General features: G+C 69.0%; 19 protein-coding genes, 1 other RNA gene and 3 pseudogenes. 9 read left to right on the plus strand and 14 right to left on the minus strand.

What is annotated here, in order from left to right; genetic code table 11:
• Window positions 1-122: 122 nt before the first annotated feature.
• A complete protein-coding gene (locus L0C25_RS00365) occupies window positions 123-773 on the minus strand; it encodes an SDR family NAD(P)-dependent oxidoreductase (RefSeq protein ID WP_271634393.1) in 651 nt (216 codons plus the stop codon).
• An 88-nt stretch (window positions 774-861) separates the two neighbouring features.
• On the opposite strand from L0C25_RS00365, the gene L0C25_RS00370 reads away from it, so the two are divergent.
• The 4 genes from L0C25_RS00370 to panB all read left to right on the plus strand — a co-directional run bounded on the left by L0C25_RS00370 (window position 862) and on the right by panB (window position 4,929).
• Window positions 862-1,230, plus strand: coding sequence for a MerR family transcriptional regulator (locus L0C25_RS00370; protein WP_271634394.1), 369 nt, complete (start codon window positions 862-864; stop codon window positions 1,228-1,230).
• Between the two features lie 59 nt (window positions 1,231-1,289).
• Window positions 1,290-3,041 (plus strand): NAD+ synthase, encoded by a 1,752-nt coding sequence (locus L0C25_RS00375; protein WP_271634395.1) that lies wholly within the window; start codon window positions 1,290-1,292, stop codon window positions 3,039-3,041.
• A gap of 40 nt (window positions 3,042-3,081) precedes the next feature.
• Complete coding sequence (locus L0C25_RS00380; protein WP_271634396.1) at window positions 3,082-3,942, plus strand: class I SAM-dependent methyltransferase; 861 nt, start codon at window positions 3,082-3,084, stop codon at window positions 3,940-3,942.
• 123 nt (window positions 3,943-4,065) lie between these two features.
• On the plus strand, window positions 4,066-4,929 hold the full coding sequence (panB, locus tag L0C25_RS00385) for a 3-methyl-2-oxobutanoate hydroxymethyltransferase (RefSeq protein ID WP_271634397.1): 864 nt from the start codon (window positions 4,066-4,068) through the stop codon (window positions 4,927-4,929).
• Window positions 4,930-5,138: 209 nt separating this feature from the next.
• On the opposite strand, the gene npdG is transcribed toward panB, so the two are convergent.
• Both npdG and L0C25_RS00395 read right to left on the minus strand, forming a co-directional pair.
• Window positions 5,139-5,780 (minus strand): NADPH-dependent F420 reductase, encoded by a 642-nt coding sequence (gene npdG / locus L0C25_RS00390; protein WP_271634398.1) that lies wholly within the window; start codon window positions 5,778-5,780, stop codon window positions 5,139-5,141.
• A 58-nt stretch (window positions 5,781-5,838) separates the two neighbouring features.
• Entirely contained in the window at window positions 5,839-6,357 is a 519-nt protein-coding gene (locus L0C25_RS00395) for a hypothetical protein (protein ID WP_271634399.1), read from the minus strand.
• Between the two features lie 28 nt (window positions 6,358-6,385).
• Between L0C25_RS00395 and L0C25_RS24045 the strand changes: the two are divergent.
• A pseudogene (locus L0C25_RS24045) lies at window positions 6,386-6,718 on the plus strand (globin domain-containing protein); the annotation flags it as partial.
• Between the two features lie 103 nt (window positions 6,719-6,821).
• On the opposite strand, the gene L0C25_RS00400 reads toward L0C25_RS24045, so the two are convergent.
• Both L0C25_RS00400 and L0C25_RS00405 read right to left on the minus strand, forming a co-directional pair.
• Window positions 6,822-7,010, minus strand: a complete 189-nt coding sequence (locus L0C25_RS00400; RefSeq protein WP_271634400.1) for a hypothetical protein — start codon at window positions 7,008-7,010, stop codon at window positions 6,822-6,824.
• Between the two features lie 42 nt (window positions 7,011-7,052).
• Window positions 7,053-8,306: a D-arabinono-1,4-lactone oxidase gene (locus tag L0C25_RS00405; RefSeq protein ID WP_271634401.1), complete on the minus strand. Its 1,254-nt coding sequence runs from the start codon at window positions 8,304-8,306 to the stop codon at window positions 7,053-7,055.
• 23 nt (window positions 8,307-8,329) lie between these two features.
• Between L0C25_RS00405 and map the strand changes: the two genes are divergently transcribed.
• The gene (gene map, locus L0C25_RS00410; RefSeq protein ID WP_271634402.1) at window positions 8,330-9,184 is read left to right on the plus strand and encodes a type I methionyl aminopeptidase; all 855 of its coding nucleotides are present in this window, start codon (window positions 8,330-8,332) and stop codon (window positions 9,182-9,184) included.
• Between the two features lie 76 nt (window positions 9,185-9,260).
• Complete coding sequence (locus L0C25_RS00415) at window positions 9,261-9,707, plus strand: hypothetical protein (RefSeq protein ID WP_271634403.1); 447 nt, start codon at window positions 9,261-9,263, stop codon at window positions 9,705-9,707.
• A 1-nt stretch (window position 9,708) separates the two neighbouring features.
• Here the strand turns inward: L0C25_RS00415 and L0C25_RS00420 are convergent, their stop codons facing one another.
• Window positions 9,709-10,506, minus strand: a complete 798-nt coding sequence (locus L0C25_RS00420; protein WP_271634404.1) for a GIDE domain-containing protein — start codon at window positions 10,504-10,506, stop codon at window positions 9,709-9,711.
• A 79-nt stretch (window positions 10,507-10,585) separates the two neighbouring features.
• Window positions 10,586-10,987, minus strand: an RNA gene (gene rnpB, locus L0C25_RS00425) — RNase P RNA component class A.
• A gap of 25 nt (window positions 10,988-11,012) precedes the next feature.
• On the opposite strand from rnpB, the gene L0C25_RS00430 reads away from it, so the two are divergent.
• Both L0C25_RS00430 and L0C25_RS00435 read left to right on the plus strand, forming a co-directional pair.
• Window positions 11,013-12,299 (plus strand): SLC13 family permease, encoded by a 1,287-nt coding sequence (locus tag L0C25_RS00430; protein WP_271634405.1) that lies wholly within the window; start codon window positions 11,013-11,015, stop codon window positions 12,297-12,299.
• 27 nt (window positions 12,300-12,326) lie between these two features.
• A pseudogene (locus L0C25_RS00435) lies at window positions 12,327-12,923 on the plus strand (YaaA family protein); the annotation flags it as partial.
• Between the two features lie 178 nt (window positions 12,924-13,101).
• On the opposite strand, the gene L0C25_RS00440 reads toward L0C25_RS00435, so the two are convergent.
• From L0C25_RS00440 to L0C25_RS00470, 7 genes and pseudogenes are all read right to left on the minus strand, one after another.
• A complete protein-coding gene (locus tag L0C25_RS00440; protein WP_271634406.1) occupies window positions 13,102-14,262 on the minus strand; it encodes a pyridoxal phosphate-dependent aminotransferase in 1,161 nt (386 codons plus the stop codon).
• Between the two features lie 18 nt (window positions 14,263-14,280).
• Complete coding sequence (locus L0C25_RS00445) at window positions 14,281-15,375, minus strand: bifunctional RNase H/acid phosphatase (protein WP_271634407.1); 1,095 nt, start codon at window positions 15,373-15,375, stop codon at window positions 14,281-14,283.
• The gene (locus L0C25_RS00450) at window positions 15,375-15,851 is read right to left on the minus strand and encodes a zinc ribbon domain-containing protein (protein WP_271634408.1); all 477 of its coding nucleotides are present in this window, start codon (window positions 15,849-15,851) and stop codon (window positions 15,375-15,377) included. The genes L0C25_RS00445 and L0C25_RS00450 overlap by 1 nt, the downstream gene beginning before the upstream one ends.
• Window positions 15,787-16,236, minus strand: a pseudogene (locus L0C25_RS24285) (zinc ribbon domain-containing protein); the annotation flags it as partial. The gene L0C25_RS00450 and the pseudogene L0C25_RS24285, both read right to left, overlap by 65 nt.
• Entirely contained in the window at window positions 16,127-17,287 is a 1,161-nt protein-coding gene (locus L0C25_RS00460; RefSeq protein ID WP_271634410.1) for a Nif3-like dinuclear metal center hexameric protein, read from the minus strand. The pseudogene L0C25_RS24285 and the gene L0C25_RS00460, both read right to left, overlap by 110 nt.
• 9 nt (window positions 17,288-17,296) lie before the next feature.
• Window positions 17,297-17,902, minus strand: a complete 606-nt coding sequence (locus tag L0C25_RS00465; protein ID WP_271634411.1) for a hypothetical protein — start codon at window positions 17,900-17,902, stop codon at window positions 17,297-17,299.
• 84 nt (window positions 17,903-17,986) lie between these two features.
• Window positions 17,987-18,556 (minus strand): TetR/AcrR family transcriptional regulator, encoded by a 570-nt coding sequence (locus L0C25_RS00470; RefSeq protein WP_271636768.1) that lies wholly within the window; start codon window positions 18,554-18,556, stop codon window positions 17,987-17,989.
• Between the last annotated feature and the right edge of the window lie 75 nt (window positions 18,557-18,631).

Below are 18,631 nucleotides of genomic sequence, written 5' to 3' on the forward strand. Positions count from 1 at the left end.
GGGGGTGTCCGCATCCTCGCGAGTGGCGCAGATTCGTTGCAAACAAGGCCGTCTGAGCAACGAACGTGCGCCACTCGCGAACAAACAGTACCGAAAGCGCGAGGACCAACTGGCCCTTCCTCCTAGCCCGAGTGGACGATCTCGGTCGACCACTCCTCCCGCCGCTGATTGTGCAGGTGCCAGTAGTGCTCGGCGATATCGTCCGGATCGAACGCGGTCCCGGGGGCAACCGCGCCCGCGACGGTCACGGTCGCCACATGAACGCCGGACGGGCCGTACTGGTCGGCGAGCATCGAGACCAGCGCTCGTACGCCCGCCTTGCCGAGCGACAGCGAGACGTGCCGCTCGTCCCCCTTCGGCATACCACCGGTGACGACGATCGTGCCCCCGCCGCGACTCTCCATGCCCGGCGCGACGTACGCGGCCGTCTTGAGTGCACCAACGACATTGACCGCCCAGGCCGCCTGGTGCTCGGCGACGGACAGGTCGCCGATCCCGTCCGCCCGCACCAGCGCGGCGTTGTAGACCACGACCTCGGGCGGGCCCAACGCATCCCTCGCGTCGTCCAACGCACCGCGCAACGACGACTCGTCCGACACGTCCGCCTGCGCCTTGAACACCGCGGCTCCGGTCGGGGCCAGCGCCCTTTCGACGGAGTCGAGCGTCTCGCTCGACCGGGCGATCAGCCCGACCGGCATCCCCTCCTTCGCGAACCGGTACGCAACCGACTGTCCGATGCCAGTTCCCGCTCCGACGACGACAAGACCAGCCATGGCGAAATACTCCCGACTCTGAGGTGGTTCGACTGAACAGACGATAGGTCGTCACATCGGTGTGAAGGTCAAGCGTGAAGGGGCGGACATGCGAATCGGACGGCTCGCGTCCAGGACCGGCGTCAGCCGACGGTTGCTGCGCTACTACGAGGAGCAGGGTCTGCTGCGGCCGACCCGGCTCACGAACGGGTACCGCGAGTACGCCGAATCCGACGTCGACGACGTCTATCGAATCCGATACCTGCTCGCCGCTGGACTTCCGACGACCGTGATCGGTGAGATTCTCGACTGTGTCGAAGACCGTGATGACGGGATCGTCGCGTCACCCTGTCCCGGCATGGTCACGCACCTGAGCCGAGAACGCGCACGCATCGACGACAAGATCGCTCGACTCGAAGACTCGCGGCGCGCTCTCGACGGCCTCCTCGTGACGGTCGCAGAGGCACCCGCCCGCTGACGATCGGGTGACCCTCTGTGCCCGTCGCCAACCAGAACGCCATGGCCTAGGCTCGCAGAGTGCCGCAACTCCGACTTGCCCTTGCCCAGGTCGACACCCACGTCGGGAACCTCGACGCCAATGCCGACCTCGTCGTCGCACAGTGCCGCGTCGCGGCCGAGCAGGGTGTTCAGCTGATCGTGTTCCCCGAGATGACCTTGACCGGCTACCCGATCGAGGACCTCGCCATGCGCGCCTCGGTCATCGAGGCATCGCGTACGTGCGCCGAGCGTCTCGCTGCCCGGCTGGCCGACGAGGGGCTCGGCGAGCTCGTCGCGGTGGTCGGCTTCCTCGACCGCGCCCCCGGCGTCGAGGACGGCTTCGGCATCCCGAAGAACGCGCCGCAGAACGCCGTCGCCGTCATGCACGGCGGGCGAATCGTTGCCCGGCAGGCGAAGATCCATCTGTGGAACTACGGCGTCGGCGATGAGATGCGCAACTTCGTGCCGGGCGACACGATCAACGTCGTCCAGGTACACGGCGTCGACGTCGCGCTCGCCATCTGCGAAGACCTCTGGCGGGACGGGCCATCCGCCGCGGCCAAGGCCGCCGACGCCGCGCTGCTGGTCGTACCGAACGGATCACCGTACGAGGCGAACAAGGACGACGTCCGGCTCGACCTGTGCGCCACCCGCGCCGTCGCCGGCGAGTGCGCCCTCGCGTACGTCAACCTCGTCGGCGGGCAGGACGAGCTGGTCTTCGACGGTGACTCCCTGGTCGTCGACGCCAACGGAGCGCTGCAGGCCCGGTCGCAGCAGTTCGTCGAGGAGCTCCTGGTCGTCGATCTCGACCTCCCCGCCGCGACGCCGACGATGCCTGGTACCGGGGAGCGCTTCGGCGGCCTGGCGATCAAGCGCACGGTCATCTCCACCGAGCCCGTGCCGTCCTACGAGCCGCGGACCACGACACCCGGCGACCGGCTCGATGACCTCGAGGAGATCTACACCGCGCTCGTCACCGGGCTTCGCGACTACGTACGCAAGAACGGCTTCTCGTCGGTCCTGATGGGCCTTTCCGGGGGCATCGACTCGACCCTGACGGCAGCCATCGCGGTCGATGCGCTCGGCGCGGACAAGGTTTTCGGCGTCTCGAACCCGAGCGAATGGTCGACCGAGCACTCGCGCACCGACGCCGCCGAGCTCGCCCGGCGTACCGGCCTGACCCTCGACACCGTCGCGATCGCGGGGATCAAGGATGCGTACGACGATGCGATCAAGGTCGACGGGGTGGCGGAGGAGAACCTCCAGGCCCGCATCCGCGCGGTGATCTGGATGGCGCTCTCGAACCAGCACGGCCATCTCGTGCTCGCGTGTGGCAACAAGTCCGAGCTCGCGACCGGCTACTCGACGATCTACGGCGACGCCGTCGGCGGGTACGCACCGATCAAGGACGTGCCGAAGACACTGGTCTGGGAGCTCAGCCGCTGGCGCAACGCCGCCGCCGAGCGCCGCGGCGAGACGCCGCCGATCCCCGAGAACGCGATCAACAAGCCGCCGTCGGCCGAGCTGCGCCCCGGCCAGCTCGACACGGACTCGCTGCCGCCGTACGAAGAACTGGACGCTGTGCTCGACGCGTATGTCGAACGCGACCTCGGATCTGCGGCCGTGATCGCCGAGGGGTTCGACGCCGAGCTGGTCGAACGGATCGTCACCCTCGTCGACCGGGCCGAGTACAAGCGCCGCCAGTACCCGCCGGGGCCCAAGATCTCGAAACGCAACTTCGGACGCGACCGCCGAGTGCCGATGACCAACGCCTGGCGGGAGCACCTCTGAGCGACAGTGTCAGGTCGACCCACCAACACCGAGGAGAGGCATGAGCATCGACCCATCGCGTGCCGACTGGAGCGACGAGCTCGAGATGCTCGAGCGTGATGGGGAGCTCTCGCGACCGTGGGTCGAGCAGGCGGCCCGGTGGCTGCTGGTGCTGCATCCGCAGCCGCCCGTACGACGGTTCGTCGACGTCGGCGCAGGACCCGGCCACGCAGCGTGCCAGTTCGCCGATCTGCTGCCCGACGCGATGATCACCGCCCTCGACCCCACCCGCGCGTTTCTCGACCGCGCCCGCGAGCGCGCAACCCAGCTCGGCCTGTCTAGTCGGTTCGCGACGTACGAAGGCGCCCTCGACACCGACGTGCACGCGGTCGCGCCCGCCGATCTGATCTGGGCGAGCCACGTGCTGCACCACATGCCCAACCCGGTGGACGCGCTGCGCCGGCTGCGCGGCGCGCTCGTACCCGACGGAGTGCTCGCCGTCGCGGAGGGCGGCCTCCCGATGCGGGTGCTGCCCGGCGGGTACGGCGTCGCACGCCCGAGCTTCGTCGACCGGCTCGAGGCGACCGTGGGCGACTACTTCCTGCATCGCTGGTCGCTCACCGACTCCGCGACCGGTGGCACCAAGGACTGGCCGATGATGCTGGCCGAGGCCGGTCTCGAGCCCATCGCTTCGAAGACATTCATCCTGGAGCACCAGGCGCCCGTCCACGCACGCGTACGCGAGCACATCGTCGACCGGTTCACCCGCGTACGCGAGCTCGTGTCCGACCGGCTGACGTCCGAGGAGGCCGCCGCACTCGACCGGCTGCTCGACTCGTCCGACCCGGCCGGCCTCGTCCGCCGCCCCGATCTCTTCCTGCTCGCCGCATACACGGTGCACGCCGCCCGCCGGCCCGCCTGACACCGCACCTCGGCGCCGAACGCGACGTGGCGCACATTCCCTTGCCCGGCATCCCTGCGTACGTGGCACGCTGAACCTATCCGGGGACTCCGCTCGGGAGCCTCGAGACGTGGGAGGTCAGCCATGCCAGAGACATCCGGTACCCCTGCGGAAGAGGCCGCGCCGTACGGCGGTGCGCAGCAGCCCCGCAAACGGATCCGTACCCACACGCTGCAGCAGCGCAAGCAGCGGGGCGAGAAGTGGGCCATGCTCACGGCGTACGACCAGTACACCGCCCAGATCTTCGACGAGGCGGGCATCGAGGTGCTCCTCGTCGGCGACTCGGCATCCAACAACGTCTACGGGAACGAGACCTCGCTTCCGGTCACCGTCGACGAGCTCATCCCGCTCGCCCGCGCCGTGACGCGCTCGGTTGCGCATGCGTTCGTCGTGGCCGACCTGCCGTTCGGCTCGTACCAGGCATCGCCGCAGCAAGCGTTCGCGACCGCCGTCCGGTTCATGAAGGAGGCCGAGGCGCATGCGGTCAAGCTCGAAGGTGGCCTCTCGGTCGTGCCCCAGGTCGAGCTGCTCACCAGCGCCGGTATCCCCGTGATGGCCCATATCGGTTTCACCCCGCAGTCCGAGCACAACCTCGGCGGCTACCGCGTGCAAGGGCGCGGCGACGCCGCCGCCCGCACGATCGAAGAGGCAGAGGCGCTACAGGCCGCCGGCGCGTTCGCCATCGTGATGGAGATGGTGCCGGGCGACGTCGCCGCCGAGGTGACCAAGCGCCTGACCATCCCCACCATCGGCATCGGCGCCGGTCCCGACTGCGACGCGCAGGTGCTCGTCTGGCAGGACATGGCCGGCCTACGTACGGGCCGGATGCCGAGATTCGTCAAGCAGTACGCGAACCTGCACGACGTCCTGCTGGAAGCGGCGGGCACGTACGCGAGCGAGGTACGTGACGGCTCGTTCCCCGGCCCGGAGCACACCTTCGAGACCTGAGCCGCCGGTGACCCGCCCGGTGAGCCGCACGTCTCGGCCCCGAAATCGGCGAAAGCAGGGCTGAAACGGGAGGCCCACGGAGAGCGGGGCTCGCAAGCTCGCTCCTCAGACGTCGGTACCTTCGCCGACGTCTTTGCGGGGCTCGCAAGCTCGCTCCTCAGACGTCGGTACCTTCGCCGACGTCTTTGCGGGGCTCGCAAGCTCGCTCCTCAGACGTCGGTGACCCGAATCCCCGCGTGCGCCTTGTACCGCCGGTTGATCGCGATCAGGTTCGCGGTCAGCGCCTCGACCTGATGCGCGTTCCGCAGCCGGCCGCCGTACACACCACGCATGCCCGGCAGCAGGTCGACGAGCTCGATCACCCGGCCGATCGCGTCGCGGTCCTCGCCGAGTACGAGTACGTCGAGGGCGAGGTCGTCGATCGACAGGTCGGCGAGTGAGACGGCCGATACGTGATGGAACGCCGCCGTCACCGTCGAGTCGGGAAGCAGCGCGGCCGCCTGCTGAGCCGCGCTGCCTTCCGGCACGGAGAGTGCGTACGGACCTTGTTTGTCGAACCCGAGCGGGTTCACCGAGTCGACGACGAGGGTGCCGCGCAGCCTCGGCGCGAGGTCGGCCAGCGTCTCCGCGTGACCGTCCCACGGAACAGTTATCACCACGATGTCGGACTCAGCGGCACAGTCGGCGTTCGCGGCGCCACGTACGCCATGCCCGAGCTCGGCGGCGACAGCCTCCGCGCGCTCCGCCGAGCGTGATCCGATGACGACCTCACGACCTGCCGCGCCCCAACGCAATGCGAGTCCGCGTCCTTGGGGCCCGGTGCCGCCGATGATGCCGATCGTCTGTGTCATGGATGCATCCTCTCGCGACCCCGCCGCGATCCCGACGGGGGCCGCGACAGCATCGCCGCTACTCCGTCGTCGGGCCCTCATCGCGTACGCGTTCGACCTCCGACATCGCCTCGCGTAGCCGACCCAGCCACTCCTCGGTGTTCTCACCGACCATTCGTACGCTCCACGCGAGCGCGTGCGAACGACTCCGCGCGACACCTGCATCGACGAGGGTGTCGAGAACCATCCGCTCGGGCTGTCGGAGTCGGGTCATCACCGGAACGGACAGGTTGGTGAAGACCTCCCGCTCCGGTCCGCACTCGACGCCCCACGCGACCTTGCGCCTAAACCGCCGCTCGGCCTCGCGCGCGATCGCAATCCGATCGTCGCGGGTGTCCTCCCGGAAACGCGAGATGCGACCCGCGATCGCCTCCAGGGCCTCGGGACCCTGGTCGTCGGCGTCGACGCCATCGGGCGGCGCGATCCGACCCACGATCGTGATCTCCTCACGATCGGTCGTCACCTCGGCCGGCTCGGTGAACCACGCATCGGGCAGGCGGCCCCGGACCCAGCCGGCTACCTCTTCCTGATTGACCATTACACAACCTCCTTGTAATGATGTAATCATGGCTCGCCAAACGACTCTTCACAAGCGGCTCGGCGGCGACGACGGGATCCGCACGATCGTCGCCGACTGGTACCCCACCGTGCTCGCCGATCCGCTGCTCCGGCCGCTGTTCGGCGACGGACATCCCGACCACATCGACCATCTGAGCGCATTCTTCGCGGAGGTCTTCGGTGGCGCGACGCGCTACACCGACGAGCTCGGCGGCTTTCCGGCCCTGCTGGAGACGCACCAGGGCCTGGCGATCGAAGAGAAACAGCGGCGGCGATTCATCGACCTCTTCCTCGACGCGTTCGATGCGCACATCGACGATGCGGAGCTACGCAAGCACTTCGCCGACTACCTCGAAGTTCGGTACGGAGGTCGCGGCGGTCAACTCCCATGCGAAGTCTGCCGACGAGCTCCATCCGTGCCAGGAGGTTCCCCGCTGGCCATGACTACTCGCGCGGCTCCTCGTCGTTCCAGTTCGGGTCGTGCTCCCACGCCTCGTTGCGCTCCTCGACGTGCTCCAGCGCGTGCTCGGCCTCCGCACGGGTCGCGTACGGGCCGAGGCGATCCGCCGCCTTGCAGCCGTCCTTGCCCTCAACGGCATGGTGCTTGAGACAGAAGAAGAACTTCTCGGCCATCGTCGTACTCCTCGTCCGCCGGGCTCGTACCCCCATCCTGCCTCAGCCCGCGCCGAACACGAGCCGATCGACGTACGCGTTGCGGAACTGACCACTCGGGTCGAGTCGCTCGGCAAGAGCGCGAAAGTCGTCGAGACGGTCGTACAGCCGGGCGAGGCTCCCGCCCTGTATCGCGAACACCTTGCCCCAATGCGGCCGGGCGTCGAACGGCGCAAGCGCCGCCTCGAGCGCGGCGACCGCGCGGGTGACCTCTCGCGGGTCGTTGCGCCAGGTGAAGTGCAGTGCCAGGGAGTCGCGCCCGTACGCCGGGCTCAACCACATCGTGTCGGCGGCGACCGTACGAAGCTCGCCGATCATCAGCACCGGTTCGAGATCTGCCCCCACCTCCCGCACCGCTCGGATCGCCTCGACGGCGTGCCGACGATCGACGAAATACTCGCTCTGGATCTCGTCACCGTTGCTCGGCGTCGAGTCGAGCCGGAAGTGTGGGAGCCGCTCGGACCACGGTCCCGGCGAGCCGCCACGGGGCGTGAGATTCGGATCGTCGGAGATCAGCGTCGCCCACTGCTCCGGAGGTTGTGGCCGGGCACCGAACACGTCGACGGGCGGCTCGAACGGCTCGCCGTCCAGTCGAGTCTTCAACCAGACCCGGTCGATCCGCTCGCGCCAGTCGGTGAACATGCTGACGCTGTACGCACTCCCCATGACGGCATCGAGATGCTCGTCGAGGGCAGGCCATTCGAGGTCGACGTACGAATCCTGGCGGACGTCGTACGTCGGCTCGATGTCGAGCGTCACGCGAGTGACGATGCCGAGCGCTCCCAGCGCAACGACCATGCCGGCGAACTCGCTGTCGACCCGAGAGGCCGAAACGAGCTCTCCGCCGCCCGTGACGATCTCGATGCCCGCCACCGACGCTGCCAGGCATCGGTTGCGGTCGCCGGAGCCGTGTGTCGCCGTTGCACAGGCGCCGGCCACGCAGATGTGTGGCAACGAGCCGAGGTTGTGCAGCGCACAACCGTTGCCCTGCAGGAAGGCGGCCAGCTCGCCGTACCGGACTCCGGCCGAGACGGTCACCGTCATCGCGTCCCGATCGAGCTCCGGTACCGGTTCGATTCGCCGGAGATCCACGAGCGAGCCCGGCGAGTCGGCAAGCGAGCTGAACGAGTGGCGAGTACCGAGCGCGCGTACCCGGTCGCCGGAGGCGACGATGTCGCGGACCTCGTCGACGGTTCGCGGAGTATGGATGCGGCTTGCGCCGTAGACGTACGTGCCCGACCAGTTCTTCTCCAGCATATGCACCAGCCTAGACTCGGCGCGTGACTGCTCTTGCCCCGTACGCCATCTCGCCGACCCGCGACGTCCCGGCCGCCATCGAGCGACCGGAGTACGTCGGCAAGCCCGGGCCCGAGCCCTTCCAGGGCTCGAACGTCCAAGACGCCGACACGATCGAGCGGATGCGCACCGCGAGCCGCATCGCCGCACAGACCCTCGACGCCGTCGAGGCCGCGATCGCACCGGGCGTCACGACCGATGAGCTCGACCGGGTAGGCCACGAGTTCATGGTCGAGCACGGCGCGTACCCCTCGACGCTGGGCTATCGGGGCTTCCCGAAGTCGCTGTGTACCAGCGTGAACGAGGTGATCTGCCACGGCATCCCCGACGCACGGCCCCTCGAGGAAGGCGACATCGTGAACGTCGACGTCACCGCCTACATCGGTCAGGTGCACGGCGACACGAACAAGACGTACTCGGTCGGCACCATCGACCGGGAGTCGCAGCTGCTGATCGAGCGCACGCACGCCGCGCTGATGCGGGGCATCCGTGCGGCCAAGCCGGGGCGGCGGATCAACGTCATCGGACGCGTGATCGAGTCGTACGCGGCGCGATTCGGCTACGGTGTCGTGCGCGACTTCACCGGCCACGGCGTCGGGCCCGCGTTCCATACCGGGCTGATCATCCCGCACTACGACGACGAGCGGTTCGACACCGTGATCGAGCCGGGCATGACGTTCACGATCGAGCCGATGCTGACGATCGGCACCCACGAGTGGGACATGTGGGACGACGACTGGACCGTGACCACCAAGGACAAGTCACGAACGGCACAGTTCGAGCACACCCTCGTGATCACCGAGTCGGGTCCCGAGATCCTGACGCGCAGCGACGCCTAGTTCGGCGGTTTCGCCACGGCGGGCGCCCGCGTGGCCTACGCTCCCCTCGACCGATCCTGCACCAGAGGGGTGTCCCATGCCTTCCGTCCACCTCAGGCTCGTGACCGCACTCGCCGCGACGGCCCTCGCGGCATCGCTGACCGCGCCGGCGTCGGCGACCGCCGGCGAGGCATCAGTACGCCGGGCCGTACCGGGAACGTACAAGATGAAGCCGAGCAAGGGGCAGCTGTCCTTCAAGGTCACCCGCAAGGGCACGTACATGAAGCACTGGAAGGCCCTGCTCCTCACCCGCTGCGGCGGCTATCCGAGCCCGATCACGTATCAGTGGCTCTGGTACGACTTCCCGACCACGAAGATCAAGCGCAGCGGCTGGGTACGGCGAACCTGGAAAAAGGACGATTTCCGAATGAAGCTGCGAGTGAAGTTCGTCGGCAAGCGAGCCAAGAGGGGCTACACCGCCTACAGCGGTCCTGGGCAGTGTGTGGCCGTCAGGAAGTGGACCGCTCGGCGGGTCGGCAAGTGACCTAGAGAGCCTGGACCAGCGCGATCGCCAGTACGACGACACCGGCAACACCGGCGACGGCACCGCCGATCGTGAACAACGCGCCTTGTTTGCCGTGCTCCTCGCTCACCTCGTCTTCGGTGCGCGTCGTGATCAGCTGCTTGGCGCCGTCGGCCGGTGCTCCGACGATCAGCTCGCCGTCGCGGTCCGACGCCTCACCGAGCACGTAGACGCGGGCGCCGTCGGTGAGCACCCACTCACGGCGACGGAACCCGATCGTGTTCTCGTCGTCGAAAGCGTCCTTGGCCATGCTCGCGACGGTCGCGAGAAGCCCGCCCTCCTTGGGTGCCTGATCGGCCTTCGGCTCCTCGAACTCGTCGAGAACCTTCTTCGGCGTGTCGACGATCACCTTGGGGCGTACGAGTACGCGGCCCGTCGAGTCCTCGACGTAAAACGGATCCTGGGTACGGTGCGACGTCATCGTCTCCGTCTTCGTGCGGGTGCGACGATCGCCGTCATTGTCGCGGTAGGTCTCGCGGTACTTGCGCTCGACCTTGTGCCGGTGCCAGGCGCATTTCGTGTCGGTCAGCTGGGCAGAGAGCGGCCCGCCCGGCCCGATCCGCACCACTCCCTTGACCTCGACCACCTGCGAGAAGGCGCCCTCGCTCCCGGCCGCAACCGCGGCTGCGCGGAGTGCCACCAGGTCCTTCGCCGTGACGGTCTCCGTGCTCGTCATCCGCTGGATCGACTTCCGCGACGTATAGACGCTGTATCCGCAGAATCCCGCGACGCCAATCAGGATGACTCCGACAACCCACATCTCACACTCTTTTGCCTCGTACGCGACACGACCGGCGTACATCCTGCCGCACGGCGAGGTCGGCGGGTGTGGCTAGGGGCGGATGAGCCGGCTTGTAGGCCGGATCCTGTGGGTGCACGGGCACCCGACGACCATCTCTCTAGGCGCACCGTTGCCGATGCGCTCCAGCGACCTACCCGCTGACTCGGGCGAGCAGCCCTCGTACGTCAGCGCAGACCCGCAAGCGGGTCCTCTTGGTCTTGCTCCGGGTGGGGTTTACCGAGCCGTCTCGGTCGCCCGAGACGCTGGTGGTCTCTTACACCACCGTTTCACCCTTACCCGCACCGCACCGGCGAAGCCGGCGCGGCCGCTGGCGGTCTATTTTCTGTGGCACTGTCCCGCGAGTCACCTCGGGTGGGCGTTACCCACCACCCTGCTCTGTAGAGTCCGGACCTTCCTCGGCGGGCGGCGAACCGCCCGACGCGGCCGCCCCACCGACTCATCCGCCCGCCCAGCGTACCCTCTGCGTGCACTCACCTTCCCGAGAGGAGTCGGCACTGGCCGATGCGATCGCCGTCGCTGCCCTGGCGGCAACCGTCCTGACCGCAATCCGGTGGCCCCGACCGGGTGCCGAGATCGCGACCGGCAGCGTCGCCGCTGCTGCTGTGCTGCTCTGCGGAGCGGTGTCGCCCTCCGATGCCGGAGCGCAGGTACGCGACCTGGCACCGGTGGTCGGCTTCCTGATCGCGCTGCTGGTGCTCGGCGCCGCGTGTTCGGCGGCCGGCCTGTTCGAGGCCGTCGGCGGCGTCTTGTCGAGAGCGGCCTGGGCACGTCCGGGGCTCGCGCTGCCGCTGGCCGCCAGTGCTGCCGCGCTCACGAGCGTCGCGCTCAGTCTCGACACGACGGTGGTGCTGCTGACGCCGGCTCTGGCCATCGCCGCCCGCCGGATCGGCCAGGCCGGCCGGCCGTACGAGTTCCTGTCCGTGCGGATGGCGAACTCGGCCTCGCTGCTGCTCCCGGTCTCGAACCTGACCAACCTGCTCGCCCTTGCGGCCAGCGGGCTCGGATACCTCGAGTGGGCCTGGCTGATGCTGCCGGTGTGGGTCTGCGTCATCGTGCTCGAGACCGGCGTGGTCCGCTTGACCTTCGGGCGCGCGGTCGATCCGGATCGTCTTCCCAGCACGCCGCCGGCGCCGCCCGACGAGGCGCGTACGAGAATGGCGCGGGCGGCCGGAATCGTCGTCGGGCTCGTTCTCGTTGGCTTCGCCGCGGGCTCGTACGCAGGCGTCGAACCCGTGTGGATCGCGTCCGTCGGCGCCGTCGTACTGGCCATCGCCGTCGTGCGCCGACGGCCGGTGACGGCACGATCGCTCCTCGCGTCGGCGGGGCTGCCGTTCGCCTACTTCGTGCTCTGCTGGGGCATCGTGGTTGCCGCCGTCGCACAGACCGGCGTCGTACGCGAGCTGGAACGACATCTACCGGCCGGCGACGGCCTCGGCTCGCTGGTCGCGCTCGCGCTGATCGCGATGCTGGCCGCGAACCTGCTGAACAACCTCCCGGCGACACTGCTTCTGACGCCGCTCGTGGCCCCCGCCGGACCAGTCGCCGTGCTCGCCGTGCTGGTCGGCGTCAACGTCGGCTCCAACCTGTCGTACGCCGGGTCGCTGGCGAACCTGCTGTGGCGCAAGGTCGTCCGGAGACTGCACGACGACGATCCGACCCGCGCGTTCCACCTACTCGGCGCGTTGACGACACCCGCGCTGGTCGTCGTGTGCACGACCGTCCTGTGGGCGTGGACCTCGCTCGTACGCTGAGCGTCCCGGCCACATAGAGTCGGCGGCATGCTCGTACTCCTGCCGCCTTCGGAGGGCAAGACCGTCCCGGTCAGGGGCAAGCCGCTGGACCTGAAGGCACTGTCACTTCCCGAGCTGACGCCCGCCCGAGAGAGGGTGCTCGACACGTTGGTGACGCTCTGCGAATCGGATCCCGACGCGGCGGCTGCCGCGCTGGACCTCGGTCCCACGCAGGCGGCTTCCGTCGCGCGCAATGCTGTTCTGCCGACGCTGCCGACGGCGCGTGCCGACCGGGTCTACACCGGCGTGTTGTACGAGGCGCTCGATCTCGGCACCCTCGACGCCGCCGCGAAGCGACGTGCGACCCGGCGGCTCGCGATCGTCAGCGGGCTGTTCGGACTCGTCCGCATCGGCGATCGCATCCCTGCGTACCGGCTCTCCGGCGACGTCACGCTTCCCGGTCTCGGACCGGTCGCCGCCGTCTGGCGCGCGGAGCTTGTCACGGTGGTGCCCGAGCTCGTCGGCTCCGGCCTGCTCGTCGACCTGCGCTCACAGACGTACGCGAGCTACTTCCGCCCACGCGGACGCGTCGCCGACCGCACGGCGACGGTACGCGTCATCCACGAGCACCAGGGTCAACGCAAGATCGTCAGCCATTTCAACAAGGCCACCAAAGGCAGGCTGGTACGAGCGCTGCTCGAAGTCGGGCGCGAACCCGCGGACCGTGCCCGCGCTGGCCGACACGCTGCGCGAGCTCGGCTGGACGGTCGAGGTCGACGGGCAGCGGCTCGACGTGATCGTGGCGGAGGTATAGGTCCAGCGCTCAACCGCCGAGCGCGGCGTCGAAGCGTTGCCGGATGTCGGCAAGGCGCTCGACGGGTTCGTTCGCGAACACCAGCCGCAGGTAACGCGCACCGGACGGGCCCCAGCCGTCCATCGGCGTTGCGGCCACCCGCCCGCGCTCGAACAACCGACTCGCGGCTTCTGCGGGAGGGATGCCGAGCTGCGTCGTGTCGATGAGCAGCGACCACCCGCCGGCCGGCGGTACGACGGGATAATCGTGCAGCTCGCGTACCAGCAGCGCCGCACGCTCGCCCCACGTACGCGCGGCGCTCGCGACATCGGCGTCGGCATCGGGCGCGGTGAGGGCGAGCGCCATCGCCTCCTGCGCGAGCCCGACCTGGCATACGACATTGCTCAGCCCGACCAGGTCGACGTCGCGGATGATCTCGCGCGGACCGACGACCCAGCCGACCCGCCAACCGATCATTCGCAGCTCCTTCGACGCCGAGCCGACCGTGATCGTGCGCTCGGCGAGCCCGGGCAGAGCCGCCGGATGCGCCGGTCGCGCGCCGTCGAAGCGGATCCGCTCCATCGCGGCGTCGTAGATCAGCCACGCATCGTGACGCTCGAGCGCGTCGGCGAGGGTGCGCCAATGCTCGTTCCCCAGGACGGCGCCGGTCGGCATCGACGGCGACATCATGATCACCGCGGCAGTGCGGTCGTTGACGGCGTCCGCGAGTTCGACGGGATCCGTCTGCCAGCCGTCCGGGCTCGGGCGCTGCGCCACGAAGCGGGGTACGCCGCCGGCGAGCCGGACACGGTTGACCAGGCCGGCGTAGATCGGGTCGCACAGGACGACCTCGTCGCCTGGCTCCACCGTTGCCAGCAGGACGTTGAGGATCCCGTTCAGTCCGCCTGCGGTGATCAGGCACTGCTCGGCTTCGTACGACCGGCGCGCCAGCCGGCCGACGTGCTCGGCCGCCGCCCGGCGCAACGCGGCGCCGCCCTGGAACGGCAGATAGCTGTTCGCCGCGTCCTCTAACACCGCCTGGCGGGTCCGCTCGAGCACCGCCGGCATCGGGCGTAGGTCGGTGTCGAGGTTCTCCAGGCGCAGCATGTCCGGATCTGCCACCTCGTCGGCCGCGTCACCGACGTGGTCGACGCCGATCCCGGGAATGTCGCGCACTCGGCTGACGCTCATGGGATGCCTCCGTTGCCGCTACTCCGGGACGTACGAGAACGCGCGCAGCGACGGCGTGCCGTCGGGCCACCACTGGATGGTCGTCAGCGAGGCCGGCGCGAGCTCCATGCGGTAGATGACCTGCATCGGAGCGCCGAGGGCGATGCGTACGAGCATCTTGATCGGCGTCACGTGGCTCACCACGACGACGGTCTTGCCGGCGTACGTTTCGACGATCCGCTCACGCGCCCGGCCGACCCGCTTGTAGACCTTGTCGAACGGCTCGCCGCCCTTCGGCGCAACGGCCGTTGACGACAGCCAAGCCTCCAGCTGTTCGGGCCAACGCTCCTTCACCTCGGCGAACGTGAGCCCGTCCCACTCGCCGAACGCGGCTTCTGCGAAGCCGTCCTCGATCGCGGTGTCGACGCCGAGCTTGTCGCCGACGACCTGCGCGGTCTCCTGCGTACGCCGCAGCGGCGAGCTCACGATCGCGTCGACCCCACCCCGGCGGGCAAGGTACGCGGCCGCGCGCTCGGCCTGGGCGACTCCTTCGTCGGTGAGGCCGGGATCGCTGCCGCCCGAGCCACAGAACCGCTTCTCCAGCGTGTTGGGAGTGATGCCGTGGCGCAACGCGATGACCGTCACCGGCTCGCCGAGCGACGCGTCCCGCCAGCCCACGAGGGGGTTCTTCGGTGCGGGCGCCGTCGGCTCGGCCGGCGTCTTGCCTTGTGCGGCATCGAGCGCGGCGTTCAGCAGCGCATCGGCGGCGGAGTTCTGTGCTCGCGGCACCCATGTCCACTCCGTACCGAACGGGGCGAGGCCCTGCGCCTTGACCGCGAGCGGCCGCATGTCGGGGTGCTTGATCTTCCACCGCCCGGCCATCTGCTCGATGACCAGCTTGGAGTCCATGCGTACCTCGACCTCGGCCTCGGGCACGTGGTCGGCGACCAGCTCGAGCCCGGCGATCAGGCCGCTGTACTCGGCGACGTTGTTGGTCGCGATGCCGATCGTCTCCGCGCGTTCGGCAATGACCTCACCGGTGTCGGCATCGCGGACGAGTGCGCCGTACGCCGCGTCGCCAGGGTTGCCCCGCGACCCACCGTCGGCCTCGACGATAACCCTGCGAGCCGGCATCACAGTCCAGACTCGGACGTACGTACGAGGATCCGGCTGCACTCGGGACACCGGAGGACGGCGTCGGCGGGCTCGGCCGCGATCTCGCGCAGGTCGGCGGCGTTGAGCTCCAGGCGGCAGCCTTCGCAGCGTCGCTGGCGAAGTGCGGCGGCCCCGACGCCGTACTGCGACCGTAGCTTGCCGTAGAGCGCGAGCAGGTCGTCCGGCACGGCCTTCGCGGTCAGCTCGCGTTCGGCGGTCAGCTCGGCCAGCTGGGCGTCGATCTCGCCGAATGCCTTGTCGCGAGTGCCCTCCGCCTCGGTGATCAGGCCACCGATCTCGGACAGCTCGGACGTGACCGCACCGAGGTCGCGCTGCGCGTTCTCGAAGTTGCTCCATGACCTCGAGCTCCTCGTCTTCGAGGGTCGAGATGCGGCGCTCCAGCGCCGCCAGCTCGTGCTGAAGGTTCTCGAGGTCCTTGGGGTTCGTGATCGCACCGGAGTCGAGTCGCGACTGGTCGCGCTCGCGGCGCGCCTTGACCTGCTCGACCTCGCCGTCGGCCTTGCGTTGAGCGCGTTCGAGGTCGGACACCGTGGTCTCGGCCTCGATGCGTCGGCCGTCGAGCTCGGTACGGCGGCCGGCGTACTCCTCGAGCGTTGCGAGCTCGGGAAGGTTCTGCTTGCGGCGCTCGAGCTGGGCGAGCGAGGCATCGTGACTCTGGAGGTCCAGCAGGGTGAGCTGCGCGGACGGATCGGCTTTCAGCGTTGGCTCCTCAGCTCGGCTCGGTCGATGACCATGGAACGTACATGGCCCACGGGTCGGTGACGACCCGAGAGACGCGGGTCTCCACCGTAGCGCCCTCGGCGGACAGTCGGTCTGCAAGCGTACGCGCGGCTCCGGGCAGCCAGGTCCACTCGGCGGACCAGTGCGGAACGTCGACGACGGCAGGGGCTTCGTCGTGCTCGTGTAGCTCGCTCACCGGATGGTGCCGGAGGTCGGAGGTGACGTACACGTCGGCACCGACCGAGCGCGCTCGGTCGAGCAGGAAGTCGCCCGCTCCCCCGCAGAGGGCGACGGTTCGCACCAGTCGCTCCGGGTCACCGGCGACGCGCGCGACACTCGAGGTGGCCGGTAGCGCGTCGACGACACGAGCGGCGAAGTCGCGCAGCGGCATGGGCTCAGGAAGGACACCGACCCGTCCACTCCCCCGGTCGCCCGGCATCTCGGCGAGCTCGAACAGGTCGAATGCGGGCTCTTCGTACGGGTGCGCCGCCCGCAGTGCGGCGAGCACCTGCGTACGTCCCGCTCGCGGGAGGATCATCTCCAGGCGCGTCTCGGGTACCTCCTCGATGCGCCCGGACACACCGATCGTCGGATTCGCCGCCGCACTGGGACGAAACGAACCTGTGCCGGAGCTCGCGAAGTGGCAGCGGTCGTACTCTCCGATGCTCCCGGCGCCCGCCGCCGCCAACGCGTCGACGACCTGCTGAGCGTTCGCGTGCGGCACGAACGTGACGACCTTGTCGAGCGGATCGGCGGCGTCCGCATCGAGCGGCGACACGTCCGCCAGGCCGAACGCATCGGCCATTGCGGCAGAGACGCCACCGGGCGGAGAGTCGGCGTTCGTATGGCAGGTATGCAACGCGATCCCGGAACGGATCAGCGAATGTACGACCTTGCCCTTCGGGGTCGTCGCGGCGACGCTGTTGACGCCACGCAGCAGCAGCGGATGGTGGGTGACGATGAGGTCCGCACCCCAGTCGATCGCCTCGTCCACCACCGCCCGGACGGGGTCGACAGCGAACAGGACCTTGGAGACCGAGTCGTCGGGATCGCCGACGACCGTACCGACGGCGTCCCAGTCGTCGGCCCAGCTCGGATCATAGAGGTCATCGAGCGTGGAGATGATCTCGTGCAGGCGCGGGGTACTCACGCCGCGAGGCTAACAACCGTCGCGCATGAGGTTCGGGCGCTTGCCCTTGGTCACGGCCATGAAGGTCACCTTGTGGCGAGGGCCGGGACTTCCGTCGGCGACGTACGCCCGGCCGAGCAGAAACCCGATGTGCCGTCGTCTGCGATCGACGAACACGGCCCACTGACCGTACCCGGCCTCGCGAGGGCGAGAGAGCCGCTTGCCGTACACATTGCGGAGACGGCGCAGGCGCGTACCGACGCCCGTGCCTTGGCGAGTACGAAGTCTCTTCGTGAACACGCCCATCTCGACGAGTCGGTGGCGTACGACGACGGCGTCCATGTGCCGCTTCAGTTCGCCCTTCGGCTGCAGCTTGATCCGACCGCAGGGCGGGTTCGGCACGTTGCGGCGGAACATGCCCGTCCGCATCGCGCGGCGCACGGTCATGCCGGCCTTGGCGGGACCTATTCGCCCCGGAGCGACCACCAAGCGACGCTCGGCATCCGAGGTCGCAGACGCGCCGCTCGCGACCGACGTCGGGCTGCTCGCGAGCATCGCGGCGGGTCCGACCGCGAGTGCGACCGCAGCTGCGGCGAGACGGATACGAGGCTTGCTGTCAGGTGCTGATCGGATCATGGCTCCCCCGTTCGCTGATCCGGGCACGATAGCCGTCAACCGATGCCGACGCGCCGCAAACGGATATTCTCGTGGCCGCGAGAGTCAGACGCGTACGCCGTCGAGCATGACAGCGCCGAGCCGACGGATCTGCCCGGGCTCGGGGTTCGGAACGTGCACGATGCTGCCGACGAGCCGAAGCAGGTCGGCCGCATCGATGTCGTCGCGGGCGACGCCGGCGCGCTGGGCATTCGTCAGTACCAGGTCGGCCGAGCTCCGCATGGTGTCCCTGCAGTAGGACACGAGCTCGGAGTTCTTACCGACCGCGTCGGCGAGCTCGGCGAAGATCACGCGCTTGCTGGCCACCACACCCATCCACTTGTCGGTCCAGGAGGCGAGCGCATCCCAGGGCGGCATCTCGGCCACCGCCTCCTTCGCGGCGGTAGCGAGAGCCTCGACGTCCTCGCGATAGACGACCTCGGCGAGCGCGAGCCGAGTCGGGAAGTGCCGATACAGGGTTCCGATGCCGACACCGGCCCCGCGGGCGATCTCTTCCAGCGTCGCGTCGGTGCCGCGCGTACGGAACGCCTCCCGCGCGGCATCGAGCAACGCGTCGTAGTTCCGGCGCGCATCGGCCCGCTTGGGGCGTTGCGCGGTCGCCGGCTCGCCGCCCATGTCGATCACTTCCCAGAATCCGCTTGCATAACCGGAGGCTACCTCCGTATAGTTCCGGAGGAGGCCTCCACTTAG

Origin of the sequence: Solicola gregarius, from assembly GCF_025790165.1 — a bacterium.
GTDB classification, from domain to species: Bacteria; Actinomycetota; Actinomycetes; order Propionibacteriales; family Nocardioidaceae; genus Solicola; species Solicola gregarius.

Bases quoted from the DNA above. Each gene is read 5' to 3' on its own strand.
- L0C25_RS00365 (WP_271634393.1), bottom strand. From the start codon at position 773: ATGGCTGGTCTTGTCGTCGTCGGAGCGGGAACTGGCATCGGACAGTCG.
- L0C25_RS00370 (WP_271634394.1), top strand. From the start codon at position 862: ATGCGAATCGGACGGCTCGCGTCCAGGACCGGCGTCAGCCGACGGTTG.
- L0C25_RS00380 (WP_271634396.1), top strand. From the start codon at position 3,082: ATGAGCATCGACCCATCGCGTGCCGACTGGAGCGACGAGCTCGAGATG.
- panB (WP_271634397.1), top strand. From the start codon at position 4,066: ATGCCAGAGACATCCGGTACCCCTGCGGAAGAGGCCGCGCCGTACGGC.
- npdG (WP_271634398.1), bottom strand. From the start codon at position 5,780: ATGACACAGACGATCGGCATCATCGGCGGCACCGGGCCCCAAGGACGC.
- L0C25_RS00395 (WP_271634399.1), bottom strand. From the start codon at position 6,357: ATGGTCAATCAGGAAGAGGTAGCCGGCTGGGTCCGGGGCCGCCTGCCC.
- L0C25_RS00400 (WP_271634400.1), bottom strand. From the start codon at position 7,010: ATGGCCGAGAAGTTCTTCTTCTGTCTCAAGCACCATGCCGTTGAGGGC.
- L0C25_RS00405 (WP_271634401.1), bottom strand. From the start codon at position 8,306: ATGCTGGAGAAGAACTGGTCGGGCACGTACGTCTACGGCGCAAGCCGC.
- L0C25_RS00415 (WP_271634403.1), top strand. From the start codon at position 9,261: ATGCCTTCCGTCCACCTCAGGCTCGTGACCGCACTCGCCGCGACGGCC.
- L0C25_RS00420 (WP_271634404.1), bottom strand. From the start codon at position 10,506: ATGTGGGTTGTCGGAGTCATCCTGATTGGCGTCGCGGGATTCTGCGGA.
- L0C25_RS00440 (WP_271634406.1), bottom strand. From the start codon at position 14,262: ATGAGCGTCAGCCGAGTGCGCGACATTCCCGGGATCGGCGTCGACCAC.
- L0C25_RS00445 (WP_271634407.1), bottom strand. From the start codon at position 15,375: ATGCCGGCTCGCAGGGTTATCGTCGAGGCCGACGGTGGGTCGCGGGGC.
- L0C25_RS00465 (WP_271634411.1), bottom strand. From the start codon at position 17,902: ATGATCCGATCAGCACCTGACAGCAAGCCTCGTATCCGTCTCGCCGCA.
- L0C25_RS00470 (WP_271636768.1), bottom strand. From the start codon at position 18,556: ATGGGCGGCGAGCCGGCGACCGCGCAACGCCCCAAGCGGGCCGATGCG.